The 15,840-nt window shown below is 67.0% G+C and carries 18 protein-coding genes; 9 read left to right on the plus strand and 9 right to left on the minus strand.

The window, feature by feature from the left end; all coding sequences use genetic code 11:
- Window positions 1-47 precede the first annotated feature (47 nt).
- From cofD to ACZYZ7_RS19075, 4 genes are read left to right on the plus strand one after another with little or no spacing between them, the layout of a single operon-like run.
- Window positions 48-1,031, plus strand: coding sequence for a 2-phospho-L-lactate transferase (cofD, locus tag ACZYZ7_RS19060; protein WP_463741512.1), 984 nt, complete (start codon window positions 48-50; stop codon window positions 1,029-1,031).
- 8 nt (window positions 1,032-1,039) lie between these two features.
- Window positions 1,040-2,383 (plus strand): coenzyme F420-0:L-glutamate ligase, encoded by a 1,344-nt coding sequence (locus ACZYZ7_RS19065; protein WP_463741710.1) that lies wholly within the window; start codon window positions 1,040-1,042, stop codon window positions 2,381-2,383.
- A gap of 32 nt (window positions 2,384-2,415) precedes the next feature.
- A complete protein-coding gene (locus ACZYZ7_RS19070) occupies window positions 2,416-2,928 on the plus strand; it encodes an NUDIX hydrolase (RefSeq protein WP_135459916.1) in 513 nt (170 codons plus the stop codon).
- A gap of 9 nt (window positions 2,929-2,937) precedes the next feature.
- Window positions 2,938-3,774, plus strand: coding sequence for an SDR family NAD(P)-dependent oxidoreductase (locus tag ACZYZ7_RS19075; RefSeq protein ID WP_463741513.1), 837 nt, complete (start codon window positions 2,938-2,940; stop codon window positions 3,772-3,774).
- On the opposite strand, the gene ACZYZ7_RS19080 is transcribed toward ACZYZ7_RS19075, so the two are convergent.
- The 4 genes from ACZYZ7_RS19080 to rfbD form a co-directional block, all read right to left on the minus strand.
- A complete protein-coding gene (locus tag ACZYZ7_RS19080; RefSeq protein WP_450070280.1) occupies window positions 3,771-4,106 on the minus strand; it encodes a DUF732 domain-containing protein in 336 nt (111 codons plus the stop codon). The two genes, ACZYZ7_RS19075 and ACZYZ7_RS19080, sit on opposite strands and share 4 nt — an antisense overlap.
- A 134-nt stretch (window positions 4,107-4,240) precedes the next feature.
- On the minus strand, window positions 4,241-5,320 hold the full coding sequence (manB, locus tag ACZYZ7_RS19085) for a mannose-1-phosphate guanylyltransferase (protein WP_135453215.1): 1,080 nt from the start codon (window positions 5,318-5,320) through the stop codon (window positions 4,241-4,243).
- Window position 5,321: 1 nt separating this feature from the next.
- The gene (locus ACZYZ7_RS19090) at window positions 5,322-6,212 is read right to left on the minus strand and encodes a glycosyltransferase family 2 protein (RefSeq protein ID WP_167857765.1); all 891 of its coding nucleotides are present in this window, start codon (window positions 6,210-6,212) and stop codon (window positions 5,322-5,324) included.
- Window positions 6,209-7,093: a dTDP-4-dehydrorhamnose reductase gene (gene rfbD / locus ACZYZ7_RS19095; protein ID WP_450070281.1), complete on the minus strand. Its 885-nt coding sequence runs from the start codon at window positions 7,091-7,093 to the stop codon at window positions 6,209-6,211. Before rfbD ends, ACZYZ7_RS19090 begins: the two co-directional genes overlap by 4 nt.
- A gap of 66 nt (window positions 7,094-7,159) precedes the next feature.
- Between rfbD and ACZYZ7_RS19100 the strand changes: the two genes are divergently transcribed.
- Both ACZYZ7_RS19100 and ACZYZ7_RS19105 read left to right on the plus strand, forming a co-directional pair.
- A complete protein-coding gene (locus tag ACZYZ7_RS19100; protein ID WP_167857764.1) occupies window positions 7,160-8,641 on the plus strand; it encodes an LCP family protein in 1,482 nt (493 codons plus the stop codon).
- 25 nt (window positions 8,642-8,666) lie between these two features.
- Window positions 8,667-9,371 carry a TIGR03089 family protein gene (locus ACZYZ7_RS19105; RefSeq protein WP_463741514.1) on the plus strand — a complete coding sequence of 235 codons (705 nt, stop codon included), beginning with the start codon at window positions 8,667-8,669 and terminating at the stop codon, window positions 9,369-9,371.
- Window positions 9,372-9,460: 89 nt separating this feature from the next.
- On the opposite strand, the gene ACZYZ7_RS19110 is transcribed toward ACZYZ7_RS19105, so the two are convergent.
- The gene (locus tag ACZYZ7_RS19110) at window positions 9,461-10,630 is read right to left on the minus strand and encodes an acyl-CoA dehydrogenase (protein WP_463741515.1); all 1,170 of its coding nucleotides are present in this window, start codon (window positions 10,628-10,630) and stop codon (window positions 9,461-9,463) included.
- 135 nt (window positions 10,631-10,765) lie between these two features.
- Between ACZYZ7_RS19110 and ACZYZ7_RS19115 the strand changes: the two genes are divergently transcribed.
- Entirely contained in the window at window positions 10,766-11,422 is a 657-nt protein-coding gene (locus ACZYZ7_RS19115) for a TetR/AcrR family transcriptional regulator (RefSeq protein ID WP_450070284.1), read from the plus strand.
- A 33-nt stretch (window positions 11,423-11,455) separates the two neighbouring features.
- On the opposite strand, the gene purE is transcribed toward ACZYZ7_RS19115, so the two are convergent.
- Window positions 11,456-11,971: a 5-(carboxyamino)imidazole ribonucleotide mutase gene (purE, locus tag ACZYZ7_RS19120; protein ID WP_167857763.1), complete on the minus strand. Its 516-nt coding sequence runs from the start codon at window positions 11,969-11,971 to the stop codon at window positions 11,456-11,458.
- Window positions 11,958-13,208, minus strand: coding sequence for a 5-(carboxyamino)imidazole ribonucleotide synthase (locus ACZYZ7_RS19125; protein WP_450070285.1), 1,251 nt, complete (start codon window positions 13,206-13,208; stop codon window positions 11,958-11,960). The genes purE and ACZYZ7_RS19125 overlap by 14 nt, the downstream gene beginning before the upstream one ends.
- 72 nt (window positions 13,209-13,280) lie before the next feature.
- On the opposite strand from ACZYZ7_RS19125, the gene ACZYZ7_RS19130 reads away from it, so the two are divergent.
- A complete protein-coding gene (locus tag ACZYZ7_RS19130; RefSeq protein ID WP_135453208.1) occupies window positions 13,281-13,943 on the plus strand; it encodes a GtrA family protein in 663 nt (220 codons plus the stop codon).
- 38 nt (window positions 13,944-13,981) lie between these two features.
- Here the strand turns inward: ACZYZ7_RS19130 and ACZYZ7_RS19135 are convergent, their stop codons facing one another.
- Both ACZYZ7_RS19135 and ACZYZ7_RS19140 read right to left on the minus strand, forming a co-directional pair.
- Window positions 13,982-15,178, minus strand: a complete 1,197-nt coding sequence (locus ACZYZ7_RS19135; RefSeq protein WP_463741516.1) for an AI-2E family transporter — start codon at window positions 15,176-15,178, stop codon at window positions 13,982-13,984.
- A 54-nt stretch (window positions 15,179-15,232) separates the two neighbouring features.
- A complete protein-coding gene (locus ACZYZ7_RS19140) occupies window positions 15,233-15,406 on the minus strand; it encodes a CsbD family protein (RefSeq protein ID WP_135459913.1) in 174 nt (57 codons plus the stop codon).
- Window positions 15,407-15,671: 265 nt separating this feature from the next.
- Here ACZYZ7_RS19140 and ACZYZ7_RS19145 point away from each other — a divergent pair, with 265 nt between their 5' ends.
- The gene (locus tag ACZYZ7_RS19145; RefSeq protein ID WP_450070287.1) at window positions 15,672-15,827 is read left to right on the plus strand and encodes a DUF6131 family protein; all 156 of its coding nucleotides are present in this window, start codon (window positions 15,672-15,674) and stop codon (window positions 15,825-15,827) included.
- Window positions 15,828-15,840: the final 13 nt, after the last annotated feature.

A 15,840-nucleotide genomic window follows, 5' to 3' on the forward strand; every position in this document is an offset into this window, starting at 1 on the left:
CGACGTCGTTTCCATCCGCGCGCCCTCAGAGCTTAGGGTCGGACGTTGTGAAGATCACCGTTCTGGTCGGCGGCGTCGGAGGCGCCCGGTTTTTGCTGGGGGTACAGCACCTGTTGTGCCTCGGCCAGTTCGCCGGGAGCGACAGCAAGCATGAACTCACCGCGATCGTGAACGTGGGCGACGACGCGTGGATGCACGGCGTCCGGATCTGCCCGGACCTCGACACCTGTATGTACACCCTGGGTGGGGGCATCGATCCCGAGCGCGGCTGGGGTCACAAGGATGAGACCTGGCACGCCAAGGAAGAACTTGCCGCGTACGGCGTGCAACCTGACTGGTTCGGCCTGGGCGACCGGGACCTGGCCACCCATCTGGTCCGCACCCAGATGCTGCGCGCCGGCTACCCGCTGTCGCAGGTCACCGAGGCGCTGTGCAAGCGCTGGTCACCGGGTGCGCGGCTGTTGCCGGTCACCGACGACCGCAGCGAGACCCACGTGGTGATCACCGACCCCGAGGACGGCGAACGACGGGCCATCCACTTCCAGGAGTGGTGGGTGCGCTACCGCGCACAGGTGCCCTCACACAGCTTCGCGTTCGTCGGTGCAGAACAGGCAACCGCCGCGCCGGGCGTCACCGACGCGATCGCCGAGGCCGACGTGGTGTTGCTGGCACCGTCGAATCCCGTCGTGAGCATCGGGCCGATCCTGCAGATCCCCGGTGTCCGCGGCGCGCTGCGTTCGACGAAGGCACCCGTGGTCGGCTACTCCCCCATCATCGACGGAAAACCGTTGCGCGGCATGGCAGATGAGTGTCTGTCCATCATCGGCGTGGAATCCACCTCGCAGGCCGTCGGCCAGCACTTCGGCGCCCGGTCGGGCACCGGGATCCTGGACGGCTGGCTGGTACACGAGGGCGATGACGCCGAGATCGAGGGCGTGGCTGTGCGCACGGTACCGCTGCTGATGACCGACCCGCCGACCACCGCAGAGATGGTGCGGGCCGGTCTGGATGTGGCAGGCGTTGCGCTGTGACCACCGGGGTGAACACCGAGCACGGGTCTGCCGACCGGGTCGAGATTCTGCCGGTGCCAGGGCTTCCCGAGTTCCGACCCGGGGATGATCTGGCCGCCGCCCTCGCCGAGGCGACGCCGTGGCTGCGTGATGGGGACGTGCTGGTCATCACCAGCAAGATCGTGTCCAAGTGTGAAGGCCGCATCGTCACCGCCCCTTCCGACCCAGACGAGCGGGACACCCTGCGGCGCAAGCTCATCGACGCCGAGGCGGTCCGCGTGCTGGCACGCAAGGGCCGGACCCTGATCACCGAGAACGCCATCGGACTGGTCCAGGCCGCCGCCGGAGTCGACGGCTCCAATGTCGACTCGAACGAATTGGCCCTGCTGCCGGTCGATCCCGACGGCAGCGCACAGGCGCTTCGCGAAAACCTGCGTGAGCGACTCGGCGTCACCGTCGCCGTCGTGATCACCGACACCATGGGCCGCGCCTGGCGCAACGGCCAGGCCGATTTCGCCATCGGCGCATCCGGGCTCACCGTGCTGCACGGTTATGCGGGCGCACGCGATCGGCACGGTAACGAACTTCTGGTCACCGAGGTGGCGGTGGCCGACGAGATCGCTGCGGCAGCCGATCTGGTGAAGGGCAAGCTCACTGCGATCCCCGTCGCGGTGGTGCGTGGGCTGGAGCTGACCGACGACGGATCGAACGCCCGCACGCTGCTGCGGTCCGGCGAGGACGATTTGTTCTGGCTCGGTACCGCCGAGGCAATCGAGATGGGGCGCAACCAAGCTCAGCTACTGCGTCGCTCAGTGCGCACGTTCTCCGACGAACCGGTCGACCACGCACTCATCGAAGCCGCCGTCAGCGATGCACTCACCGCGCCCGCCCCGCATCACACCCGCCCGGTGCGCTTCGTCTGGGTGCAGGACGGTGCCGTGCGGACCCGGCTGCTGGACCGGATGAAGGACCGGTGGCGGGCCGATCTCACCGGGGACGGCCGGGACCCGGAGTCCGTCGAGCGCCGTGTGAACCGCGGTCAGATCCTGTACGACGCCCCGGAACTGGTGATTCCGTTCTTGGTTCCCGACGGCGCCCACAGCTATCCCGACGAGGCCCGCACCCAGGCCGAGCACACGATGTTCACCGTCGCCGTGGGTGCGGCGGTGCAGGCCCTGCTGGTGGCGCTGGCGGTACGCGACGTGGGCAGCTGCTGGATCGGCTCGACCATCTTCGCCGGTGACCTGGTGCGTGCCGAGCTCGATCTGCCCGCGGACTGGGAGCCGTTGGGCGCCATCGCGATCGGTCACGCCGCCGATCCGCAACCGCCGCGCGACCCGGTGCCCACCGACGGCCTGCTGGTCGTGAAGTGAGCGCCGAGAGCCTGCACGCCTCCGCCGTCGAGATGCTGACGCATTGGCAGACAGCCGATCCCGGCCAGGACACCCTGCGGTACGCGGTGCTGTCGTTTCTGGCCGCCCGGCCCGATGCCTGCCTGCGCGCGTGCGTACCCGGCCACATCACCGCCTCGGCACTGGTGGTCGATCACACCGGAACCCAGACGTTGCTCACCTTGCATCCCCGCTTCGGCCGCTGGTTGCAGCTCGGCGGGCACTGTGAGGAAACAGATTCCGACATTCGCTCCGCCGCACTGCGCGAGGCCACCGAGGAGTCCGGCATCACCGGGCTGACCATCGACCCGCAGTTGGCCGCGCTACACGTGCATCCGGTGACCTGCTCGCTGGGCGTGCCGACCCGCCACCTCGACATGCAGTTCGTGGTGCGGGCACCGGAAGGCGCCGAGATCGCCTGCAGCGACGAGTCTCTGGACCTGCGCTGGTGGCCGTTGGACGCGCTGCCGGAGAGCACCGACTTCGGCCTTCAACAACTCACCGACTCTGTCACCGGAACGGTCTAGTCTGGGCCGGTGAACCCGGAGCGCAGGACCATCGTCATCACCGGCGCCAGCGACGGCGTCGGTGCCGCGGCCGCCCGCCAGTTGAGCCGGCGTGGCGACAACGTCGTGGTGGTGGGCCGGTCACCTGGTAAGACTGCGGCGGTGGCCGGCGCGCTCGGCGCCGACCACCTCGTTGCCGACTTCGCCGAACTCAGCCAGGTCCGCGATCTGGCCGCCCAGTTGGTGGATCGGTATCCGCGCATCGACGTGCTGGCCAACAACGCCGGCGGCATCATGAGCGGAACCCGGCAGGCGACCGTCGACGGCTTCGAGAAAACCTTCCAGGTCAACCACCTGGCCCCGTTCCTGCTGACCACCCTGCTGCTGGATCGCCTGATCGACGCCAAGGCATCGGTGATCAACACCTCCAGCGTCGGTAACCGGCTGTTCGGCCACATAGACATCACCGACCTGAACCACGAACGCGGTTTCAAGGCGCAGAAGGCCTACGGCGATGCAAAGCTGGCCAACATCCTGTTCACCAAGGAACTGCACCGCCGCTACCACTCTGCTGGGATCTCCACGGCCTCGTTCCACCCGGGCTCGGTGGCCTCGAACTTCGGCGCGGAGGCCAACAACCCGGCCTTGGAACTGCTCTACCGCACACCGCTGAAGAAGCTCCTCCTGGTCAGCCCGGACAAGGGGGCAGATCAGTTGGTATGGCTGGCCACGTCGCCCCCGGGCTCCGACTGGACGTCCGGACAGTACTACGCCCGGCGCAAGCCCGGTCGGCCGAACAAGCAGGCCAACGATCCTGTTCTGGCACAACAGCTCTGGGACCGCAGCGCGGAGATGGTCGGCGTCTAGCCGGGCGCCTGCGTGCAGTACGCCCGGCGGGCGGCACGCAACGCAACCGCGGCCTGCTCCGGCGTGGCCGCATACTGTCCTGCCATCTGGTCGATCACCGCAGATGCGGGCTGACCGGTGTAGAGCAGACGGCACATCTCCCGGCCCACCAGCAGCAACTGGTCGTCATCGCCGGGAAAGACACCTCGTGTGGCCTTGAGATAGGCGTTGTCTTCACCGGTCAGCGGTATCGGCCAGGCCGCTGCCTCCGGCGCGGTGGCTCCGAAAACCCCTCCGAGCACCAACGCCGCCGCGAGCGGCGCCACCGCCTTACGTCCCAGTCCGTTCAACATGGCCCTCCCCTTTCGCCCATCGAATCTTAAGGCGCGGCAGAGGTCGGCAAATACACTTCTTGTGTCAACGCCGAGACGACGGCCTGGGATGCGGTGCCGCCAATTCTCGTCAGAAAGCGTGGTTTCGGCGCAGTTCAGACGTCGGTGGAGTACCGGATGCCGCCGTCCGGGATGTTCACCCCGGGCCACACCCTGGCACCGCGCAACAGTTCGCAGCGGGCACCGATGTCGGCCCCGTCGCCGATCACGCCGTCGCGGATCAGTGCCCGCGGGCCGATGCGGGCACCGAAGCCGATGATCGAACGTTCAATCACCGCACCGGCTTCCACGCGCACACCATCGAAGATCACCGCGCCGTCGAGCCGTGCGCCTGCACCGATCTCGGCTCCGCGGCCCACCACGGTGCCGCCGATCAACAAGGCGCCGGGAGCGACCGCCGCACCTTCATGGACCAGGGATTCACCGCGCTGGCCGTTGAGCGCCGGCGAAGGCGCGATGCCACGGACCAGATCGGCCGATCCGCGCACGAAATCCTCGGGTGTGCCCATATCGCGCCAGTAGGAGGTGTCGACGTACCCGCACACCTTCAGCCCGTCGGCGAGAAGGCCCGGGAACACCTCGCGTTCGACCGATACCGGCCGGCCCTTCGGGATCTGGTCGATGACATGCTTTTTGAACACATAGCAGCCGGCGTTGATCTGGTCGGTCGGCGGATCCTGGGTCTTCTCCAGGAATGCCGTCACGCGGCCGTCGGCATCGGTGGGCACACAACCGAACGCACGCGGGTCACTGACGCGCACCAGATGCAGCGTGAGGTCGGCCTGGTGGGTGTCATGTGACTCCAGCAGCGCACCGAGGTCGGCCGCCGACAGCACGTCACCGTTGAACACCATGGCCGTGTCGTAGCGCAGCTTGTCCGCCACGTTGGCGATGCCACCACCGGTGCCGAGAGCCTCTGTCTCGGTGACGTATTCGATCTCGAGCCCGAGATCGGAGCCGTCACCGAACGCCTCCTCGAAAACCTCGGCCTTGTACGAGGTGCCCATCACCACATGATTGATCCCGGCCGCGGAGATCCGCGCCAGCAGATGGGTGAGGAACGGAACTCCGGCCGTCGGCAGCATCGGCTTGGGCGCCGAGAGCGTCAGGGGCCGAAGCCGGGTGCCTCGTCCACCGACGAGGACGACAGCGTCCACCTCCGCGGGATTGATCACGTCAGTGCCCTTTCGCATGTTTACGTCGCGAACTACCGACCACCAGGCCCGCACGTGCTGCCAGCGCGCCCCGAATCGTCCACCGTAACGGCGCCTGCCAGGGCGCCGGATACCGATCAGCCAAAAAAGTGTAGGTACTGCGGTGGTGGGCGGCCAAGTTGCGCGCCGGGTCACGGCCGGTGGAGTGGCCCTTGTCGTGCAGCACCTCGGCCGACGGCACATAGACGTTCTGCCACCCGGCCCGGGCGATCCGGTCACCGAGGTCGACGTCCTCCATATACATGAAATAGCGCTCGTCGAACCCGCCGACGGCGTCGAAGGCCGCCCGGCGCATCAACAGGCACGAACCGGAAAGCCAACCGACTTCGCGCTCAGTGGGATCCTGGCGGTCCTGGCGGTAGGCCGCCGTCCACGGATTCGACTTCCAGAACGGGCCGACCACGGCATGCATGCCGCCGCGAACCAGGCTGGGCTGGTGCCGCGCCGACGGGTAGACCGAGCCGTCGGGGTCACGGACCAACGGCCCGAGCGCCCCGGCCTGCGGCCAGCGCCGGGCCGCGTCGAGCAGCAGATCGATCGAGTGGGGCCCCCACTGCACGTCCGGGTTGGCGACGATAAAAAACTCCGAGCACTCCGCATCCGATATCTCCTCGGCGCCGCGGTTGACCGCGCGGCCGTAACCCAGGTTGCTGCCGGTACGGAGCAGGCGCACGTTCGGGTAACGCTTTTCGGCCTGCTCGGGTGCACCGTCGGTCGAGCCGTTGTCAGCCATGATGACGGTCACCGGCCGATCGGTTGCCAACGCAAGCGAGGCCAGGAAACGGTCCAGGTGCGGGCCCGGCGAGTACGTCACCGTCACCACCACGAGCGGGCGGGCCGCATCCTCAGTCACGGCGTAGAGGGTAGCGGGCCGGACGGGCACTCTTTTCCAACCGCGGCCACCAGGGCTTCCCGCCAATCCCTCAGCGGGGTCAGGCCCGCCTCGGCGGACCGGAGCGCGGACAACACCGTGTAGGCCGGCCGCAGCGCGGGCCGCGGGTGGCGGCTGCTGTCGACCGGCCGGACCCGCTGCGGATCGGCACCGACGGCCGCGAAGGTCTCCCGCGCCTGGTCGAACCGGCTGGCCGGTCCGGCGTTGGCGGCGTGCAGCACGCCGGGCCGCACACCACCGTCGGCGATCTGCAGCAACGCCGCGACCAGGTCACCGGTGTAGGTGGGCGACCCGATCTGGTCGGCGACCACATCGACCGGGCCGTCCCCGGCCGCCAGCCGGCGCATGGTCGCCACGAAGTCGGCTCCGTCGCCCCCGCGGTACACCCAGGCGGTGCGGACGACGTAGGCATCGGGTTTGGCGGCCAGCACCGCGTGTTCCCCGGCCAGTTTGGTCTGGCCGTAGACGTTGACCGGTCCGGTCTGGTCGTCCACCTCATACGGGGTGCGACGCTGCGCGGACGCGCCGAACACGTAATCCGTGGAGATGTGCACCAGGTCAGCGCCGGCCTGTGCACACACCGTGGCGAGGTTGCCCGGACCGGTGGCGTTGACGGCGTAGGCCCTGACCTGGTCGGTCTCGGCGGTATCCACCTGCGTGTATGCCGCGCAGTTGATCACCACATCGCCGGGCTCGACGAACCCTCGCACCGTGTCAACGTTGGTGATGTCACATTCGGCAGAGGTCAGGGCCAGCACGTCACGACCCTCGCCGCGTCCCTGATCAGCCAATACCCGGCCGACCATGCCGCCGGCCCCGGTGATCACAATCCGTTGCGCCATGCGCCGAGTCTGGCACGCCGGTCGCCGTTACCCGGCTCACGCCTGCGCCGCAAGTAGCCTGGGCAGGTGCCTATCCCCCTGCTTCGCTCCATCGCTGTCGCCACGGCGTCGGCCGTGGTGCTCGGAACGGGGGTGGCCTGGACCCAGATCCGCTCGTTCGAATCCGGTATCAACCACATCAGCTCGGCGGCGCTCGGCGGGGGCGGCGACGACGGCGCCATCGACATCCTGCTGGTCGGTATGGACAGCCGTACCGATGCACACGGCAACCCGCTGTCGGCCGAGGAGCTGCAGACGCTGCGCGCCGGTGACGACGTCTCGACCAACACCGACACCATCATCCTGGTGCGTATCCCGAACAACGGGAAGTCGGCCACCGCCATCTCCATCCCCCGCGACTCCTACGTCGAAGCGCCGGGCTGGGGAAAGATGAAGATCAACGGCGTGTTCGGCGACGTCAAGCTGGACCGGATGAAGCAACTCGTCGAGGTCGAGGGTGAAGATCCGGCCGTCGCCGAGCCCAAGGCCACCGAGGCCGGCCGCGAGGAGCTGATCAAGACCGTCGCCTCATTGACCGGTGTCACGGTCGACCATTACGCCGAAATCGGGCTGCTCGGCTTCGCATTGATCACCGACGCCCTGGGCGGCGTCAACGTCTGCCTCAAAGATGCTGTCTACGAACCGCTTTCGGGTGCCGATTTTCCCGCCGGCTGGCAGAAGCTCGACGGCCCGCAGGCGCTGAGCTTCGTCCGCCAGCGCCATGATCTGCCGCGCGGCGACCTCGACCGGGTGACCCGGCAGCAGTCGGTGATGGCGTCGCTGGCCCACGATGTGATCTCCAGCAAGACGCTGTCCAGCCCGGGCACGCTGAGCCGGTTGAAGGAAGCCGTGCAGCGGTCGATGGTGATCTCCGACGGCTGGGACATCATGGATTTCGTCGAACAGCTGCAGAAGCTGGCGGGCGGCAGCGTGGCGTTCGCCACCATCCCGATCCTGCGTGAGGACGGCTGGAGCGACGACGGCATGCAGAGCGTGGTCCGGGTGGATCCCGCCGATGTCCGCCAGTGGGTGTCGGGCCTCTTGCAGGATCAGGACGCGGGCAAGACCGAACAACTCAGCTACTCGCCGGACAGCACCACTGTCGAGGTGGTCAACGGCACCGACATCAACGGCCTGGCCGCCGCGGTGTCACAGGTGCTGAGCAACAAGGGATTCGTTCCGGGCGCGACCGGCAATCACGAAGGTGTCGCGCCCGCGTCCAGCCAGGTGCTGGCCGCCAAGGCCGACGATCTCGGTGCCCAGGCGGTGTCGAAGGATCTCGGTGGGTTGCCCGTGAACGAAGATTCGTCGTTGCCGCCGGGCGCGGTGCGGGTGGTGCTCGCAGCGGATTACACCGGACCCGGCTCCGATGGCATGGATCCGTCCGCGGGCATCGTGGATCCGGCCGCGGCCACCGACACCTACAGCGACACCGGCGAACAGAGCCCGCCACCACCACCGTCGCCGATCCTCAACGCGGGTTCGGACGATCCCAAGTGCGTGAACTGATCGTCCTCGAGTAAAACCAGGGGTTATGAGCACAGTCAGCGCCGCGGTGCTGGATCCGTTGTTGGCAGCGGATCCGGCGGGGCCACGGATCACCTATTACGACGACGCCACCGGTGAGCGGATCGAGCTGTCGACGGTAACCATGGCCAACTGGGCCGCCAAGACCGCCAACCTGTTGCGCGACGAGATGGGGGCCGGCCCGGGCACGCGGGTGGCGGTGCTTCTGCCCGCACACTGGCAGACCGCAGCGGTGTTGTTCGGGATCTGGTGGATCGGAGGTGAAGTCGTGCTCGACGGCGAAGCCGACATGGCGCTGTGCACCCGGGATCTACTCGATGACGCCGACGACGCGGTCTCCGGTGGCGAGGTCGCGGTGCTGTCGCTCGACCCGTTCGGCAAGCCCGCCCCGGATCTGCCCATCGGGGTGACCGACTACGCCACCGCGGTGCGCGTGCACGGCGACCAGATCGTGCCCGAGCGCGTTCCCGGTCCGGCCCTGGCCGGAAAATCGGTCGCCGAGGTACTGGACGCGGCCCGGAATGCCGCGGCCACACAGGGTTTCACCGACCGCGACCGGGTGCTGTCCACCGCATCGTGGGCCACCCCGGATGAGCTGATCGCGAATCTGGTCGCAGTCTTCGCCGCCGGGGCGTCACTCGTGCAGGTGGCCAATCCCGATGCGGGCGCACAGGAACGGCGTCGCACGACGGAGAAGGTCACCCGCGGCTAGCTTCTTTCGCCGACCAAATGCCCAATGGCCAGTTATTGCACGGCCTTTCGGCGAAACTGTGCGTTAACTGGCCACTGGGCGGTGTTGGATTACTTGAGCAGGGCGCGGCTCATGACCACGCGCTGAATCTGGTTGGTGCCCTCGTAGATCTGGGTGATCTTGGCGTCCCGCATCATCCGCTCGACCGGGAAGTCCACGGTGTAGCCGGCGCCGCCGAACAGCTGCACCGCATCGGTGGTGACCTCCATGGCCACGTCGGAGGCGAAGCACTTGCTCGCCGCGGAGATGAACCCGAGGTTGGTCTCGCCACGCTCGGCGCGCGCGGCAGCGTGGTAAACCATGAGGCGCGCGGCCTCCAGCTTCATCGCCATATCGGCCAGCATGAACTGCACGGCCTGGAAATCGGCGATGGCGCTACCGAACTGCTTGCGGTCCTTGGTGTAAGCGATCGCCGCGTCCAGCGCGCCCTGGGCGATACCCACGGCCTGCGCACCGATCGTCGGGCGGGTGTGATCCAGGGTCGCCAGTGCGGTCTTGAAACCGGTGCCCGGCTCGCCGATGATCCGGTCGCCCGGGATGCGGCAGTTCTCGAAGTACAGCTCGGTGGTCGGGCTGCCCTTGATGCCGAGCTTGCGCTCCTTGGGGCCGACGCTGAAGCCCTCGTCGTCCTTGTGCACGACGAACGCCGAGATGCCGTTGGCGCCCTTGTCCGGATCGGTCACGGCCATCACGGTGTACCAGGTCGACTTGCCGCCGTTGGTGATCCAGCACTTGGTGCCGTTGAGGATCCAGTCATCACCGTCGGCCTTGGCGCGGGTACGCATGCCCGCTGCGTCGCTACCGGCCTCGCGCTCGGACAGCGCGTAGGAGGCCATCGCCTCACCGGAGGCGAGCGACGGCAGCACCTGCTTCTTCAGCTCGTCGGAGCCGCGCAGGATCAGGCCCATCGTGCCCAGCTTGTTGACGGCGGGGATCAGCGACGCCGAGCAGTCCACCCGGGCCACTTCCTCGATCACGATGCAGGCCGCGACCGAGTCGGCGCCCTGACCGCCGTACTCCTCGGGCACGTGAACCGCGCTGAAACCCGAGGCGTTCAGCGCCCGCAGGGCCTCCTCCGGGAAGCGCGCATTCTCGTCGACGTCGGCAGCGTGCGGGGCGATTTCCTTCTCCGCCAGCGCCCGGATCGCCGCCCGAAGCTCCTGGTGCTCCTCAGGCAACTGAAACAAATCGAAAGATGGGTTACCGCCCCAGCCGGCCATGATCTTCTCCCTAGCTTTCAGCTCTCGGCTCTGTTGGATCAATCGTTGCGCGGACTGCACATCGAGTACATCGTCCTGCTACTTTTGGTACCCAGTACCATAGCATCGGCACTCAGTACCATGAAAGGTGCACTCATGCCCGACCTGCCAAGCACCCGGGAGCGCCTGGTGAGCGCAGCATTCGACCTGTTCGAGGAACGTGGGTACGAGGCCACCAGCGTCGATGACATCGCGACACGGGCGGGGGTGGGACGCACCACCGCGTTTCGTCAGTTCGGATCGAAAGAGGCGTTGATCTTTCCCGACCACGAAGCGTTGCTGCGCCGCGCCGACGAGAGGTTGTCGGCGGCGCCGGCCGAATCGCTCCCCGCCGAAGTCATCGCGGTGGCGACAACCTCGGTATTCGAGAACTATCTCGCCGAGGGCGAGCGCGCCCGCACGCGCTATCGGCTCACCCGCTCGGTACCTGCCCTGCGCGACTTCGAAACGGCCGTGGTGTCGCGCTACGTCCGGCTGTTCACCAAACACCTGCGGACCGCACTGACCGCGGATTGGACGGCGGACCTGCGCGCCGAGCTATTCGCCAACGCCGTGGTCGCTGCACACAACCATGTTCTGCGCCGATGGCTGCGCGGCGACTCGGCCAACCCGCGGTCGGACCTGGCCGAGGCGCTGGCCGCGACATGGCCGATCTACCGGGGCGGTGGCGGCCGCACCGCGGTGGTGGTGATGTCCACCGATGAGCCGATCGAGTCCCTGACCCCCCGCATTCGCGGGCTGATCGGCGATTGAGTGCACGCGCGGGCTGCTACCCGCGCGCTTCGCTCAGCCTTCGCCCAATAGGCGATCGCGCAACGCGGCGTCCTTGGCCAACACCATGGTTTCCAGGTCAGCCTGGAATTTCACCATCCGGTCCCGCAGCGCGGTATCGGATGACCCGAGGATCCGCACGGCCAGCAGGCCCGCATTACGTGCTCCGCCAATGGAAACCGTGGCCACCGGCACTCCGGCCGGCATCTGCACGATGGACAGCAAGGAATCCATGCCGTCGAGGCGGGCCAGTGGCACCGGAACTCCGATCACGGGAAGCGGTGTTGCAGACGCCACCATGCCGGGCAGGTGGGCGGCTCCTCCCGCTCCGGCGATGATCACCTCGACACCCCGGTCCGCCGCGGTCGTGGCGTAGTCGAGCATCCGTTGCGGGGTGCGGTGTGCGGACACCACACCGACCTCGAACGGCACCTCGAACTCGGCGAGCGCGGTGGCCGCGTCGGACATCACCGACCAGTCGCTGTCGCTGCCCATGATGAGTCCGACCCTGGGGCCATTACTTTCCGGCATGTTCATCCCATCCGTCAGTCCACTCGCCGTGTGACAACCAGTGCGCTGCCCGCACCGCACGCTCACGAAGTTCGTCCATGTCCGTGCCGATGATGTTGACGTGCCCGAGCTTGCGGCCGGCCCGTTCGCCCTTGCCGTACAGGTGCACCTTTGCGTCGGGGATCCGCGCGAAGAGGTGGTGCATCCGCTCGTCCATCGACATCGTCGGCGTCTGCGGCGCCCCGAGCACGTTGGCCATCACCGCAGCGGGCGCGATCGCCGAGGTGTCGCCCAGCGGGTAGTCCAGGACCGCCCGCAGATGCTGCTCGAACTGGCTGGTGACCGCGCCGTCCATGGTCCAGTGCCCGGAATTGTGCGGACGCATGGCCAGCTCGTTGACCAGCAGCGTGCCGTCGACCGTCTCGAACAACTCCACCGCGAGCACCCCGACCACGCCCAGCTCGTTCGCCACCCGTAGGCCGAGTTCCTCTGCGGCCGAACCGAGTTCGTCGGACAGGCCGGGCGCCGGGGCGTACACCTCGACGCAGACGCCGTCGCGCTGCACGGTTTCCACCACCGGCCAGGCCGCACCCTGCCCGAACGGCGATCGGGCCACCAGCGCGGCGAGTTCCCGGCGCATCGCGACGCGCTCCTCAGCCAGCACGGCCACCCCGTCGGCCAGGTAACCGGCCACCACCTCGCGCGCGGCAGCCAGGTCGTCGGCCATCACCACGCCCTTGCCGTCATACCCGCCGCGCACGGTCTTGATCACCACCGGACCGTCGATCTGCCGCACGAATTCCTCGACGTCGGCGACCGAGGTGATCTCGGCGAAGCGCGGCACCGGGGCACCCAGGCTCTGCAGCTTGCGCCGCATGAGCAGCTTGTCCTGGGCATGCACCAGCGCCTGCGGCGGCGGGTTGACCGTGACCCCTTCGGCCACGAGCGTCTCCAGGTGTTCGGTCGGCACGTGCTCGTGGTCGAACGTTATTGCCGTCGCCCCGTCCGCCGCCCGGCGCAGCGCATCCAGGTCGGTGTGGGAGCCGATGACGACGTCGGGAGTGACCTGCGCGGCGGATTCGTCCGGCCCGGCGGACAGCACCCGCAGGGTCTGCCCGAGTGCGATGGCCGCCTGGTGCGTCATCCTCGCGAGCTGGCCACCGCCGATCATCGCCACCACAGGTGGTTTCTTGGGAGTTGTCGGCACGCCCTCTATGGTGTCATGCGCGGATTCATGTCCTCGTCGTGACCGGTGCATTGACCTGCGGTTAAGGTCCGGCATCCGCAGCGATGCGGCATCGAACGACGCATTTACGTACACTGCCTAGCTGTGTCCTTCGCCGATGCGACAATCGCTCGATTGCCGCGATTCGTCCGTCCCTATGCCGAGCGGCATCACGAACTGATCAAGTTCGCGATCGTCGGCGCGACGACGTTTGTCATCGATTCGGCGATCTTCTTCACCCTCAAGCTCACGGTTCTTGAGCCCAAGCCGGTGACCGCCAAGATCATCGCCGGCGTCGTCGCGGTCATCGCGTCCTACATCCTCAATCGGGAATGGAGCTTCCAGAACCGCGGCGGCCGCGAGCGCCACCACGAGGCCCTGCTGTTCTTCGCGTTCAGTGGCGTGGGTGTGCTGCTGTCGATGCTGCCGCTGTACTTCTCCAGCTACGTCCTGGGCCTTCGGGTTCCCGAGGTGTCGCTGACGGTGGAGAACATCGCCGACTTCATCTCGGCCTACATCGTGGGCAACCTGCTGCAGATGGCGTTCCGGTTCTGGGCATTCCGCCGCTGGGTGTTCCCCGACGAGTTCGTCGACAAGCCCGACCTGGCGCTGGAATCCACGCTCACCGGCGGCGGCTTCGCCGAGGCGTTCGAGGATCATGCCGAACACAAGTCCGCCACCGTGACGCCGCTGCGCCGGCCGAGTCGCCGCGCGAAGGCGCGTCAGCTCGGTGACTCTTCGGACCCCAGGGTGTCGAAGACTTCGTGATACCGCGGGGGTGACCCCACACGAAACGATGCGCCGGTTCATCGCCGGTCGAGCTGCGGGAAGAGTGTCTCCCGCGCCAACAGCAAGATGGCCGCGGCGATCGGAATTGCCAGTAGTGCACCGACGATTCCGAGCAACGCCGCACCGAGCAGGACAGCGACGACGGTCACCAAGGGCGGCACCTGCACGGTCCGCCCGATGATCCGTGGCACCAGCAGGTAGTCCTCGACGAGTCGCAGCGCAACGAAGAACACGACTGTGGCGAGTGAAACGGGCACCGACACCGTCAAAGCCACCAGTGCGACGACGATGCCGGCGATCGTCGATCCGACAATCGGGATCAGGTCCAGCACCGCGACCAGCACGGCGAGCAGCAGCGGGTAGGGCACCCCAAAGGCGATCAGCCAGATGAAGGTGAGGACTGCGGTGATCACCGAGATCAGGATGTTTCCCAGTACATATCCGCCTACCTTGGCGAGAATTTCATCACCGATCAGGATCGTGCGGGGACGCCGGGAATTGGGTGCCAGCCGATAGAGCGACGCGCGGATCCGGGCGAAGTTGGCGAGGAAGTAGGCGGTGAGGACCAGCACGATCATGGCTCCGCTGACGGCGCTGAACACGAACTCCCCGGCACCGACGATCCCGCCGACGACGTTGGGAACGTTTCCGCCACCGAGCGCCTCCTGGAGCTTGTCCTGGAGGTGGAATCGACTATTGAGCTGGTCGATGGCGGGGTAACTCTGCTGGAGGTGGTGCAAATAGTCCGGGCTGTTGTGGACGAGTGCGGTTCCCTGGGCAACCATCGGCGGAATCGCAGCAGCCAGAAACCCCGCGAGCATGCCGAAGGCCACCAAAAAGACCAGGCCCACAGCTGCCCAGCGAGGAATACGGTGTCGCACCAACCAGGACACGGCGGGTTCGAGACCGATCGCGAGAAATGCGGCGATGACGATGAGGACCAGAACCCCGCGGGCGGTGATCAGCAACTGGATCCCGCCGTAGGTGATGGCCACCCCTGCCGCGGCGACCATGCCGATCATGAATGGCGACTTGCGGTTGAACCTGGGACCAGCCTCACCCAACGGATGGGCGGGTGAGCTGATCCGCGCCGCGTCTTGCTCTGCGGCGACGATCGCCTGACCCTCGGCCTCGGTGTGGGGTTGCCCGACGGCGTTGTTGTGCGCCGCCGGACCCACAGCCGTTGGCGGCGAATCGTTTTCAGGTTCAACCATCGGAACCTCCAGCACCTTGGCGAAGTGCGCGCTCAGTCCCGCATCTCGTTGCGGTCAGTTCTTGAAGGCGTCCTTGACCTTCTCGCCGGCCTGCTTGAGGTTGCCCTTGGCCTGATCCTTATGTCCCTCGGCCTGGGTTTCCCTGTCGCCGGTTGCCTCCCCGACCTTTTCCTTGGCCTTCCCAGCCAACTCTTCGACCTTGTTCTTGGCCTTGTCGACGGCGCTCATGTGTTTCTCCCGATTTGTTGCGCTGGCCATGCCGCGGATTCGCGACACGGAATGACGCAGCGTGCGAACGATATTCGTCACGCTGCCACCACGGGATACCCATCCCGGCAATGTCTAACCACACCCTCGGGAGATCGGCGATGACCATCGCGGTTTCGCGACTGGTCAATGCGGGTATATCAGGGCCACACAAAGTTGAGCTGATGGCGACGACGAATTGATCTTGCCCGGACTCTTCCATCTACATCGAAACCAGGTGAACACCATGATCGTTCTCGGAGTCATCCTTCTCATCGCAGGATTTCTGCTGAAAATCTCTCTGCTGTGGACGATCGGGGTCGTCCTCCTGATCATCGGCCTGGTGCTGATGGTCATGGGAAGGGCAGGACATGCCATCGGCGGCCGCAGTCATTACTACTAGACCGCCACCCCGG

The organism is Mycobacterium sp. IDUB_17, assembly GCF_055419465.1.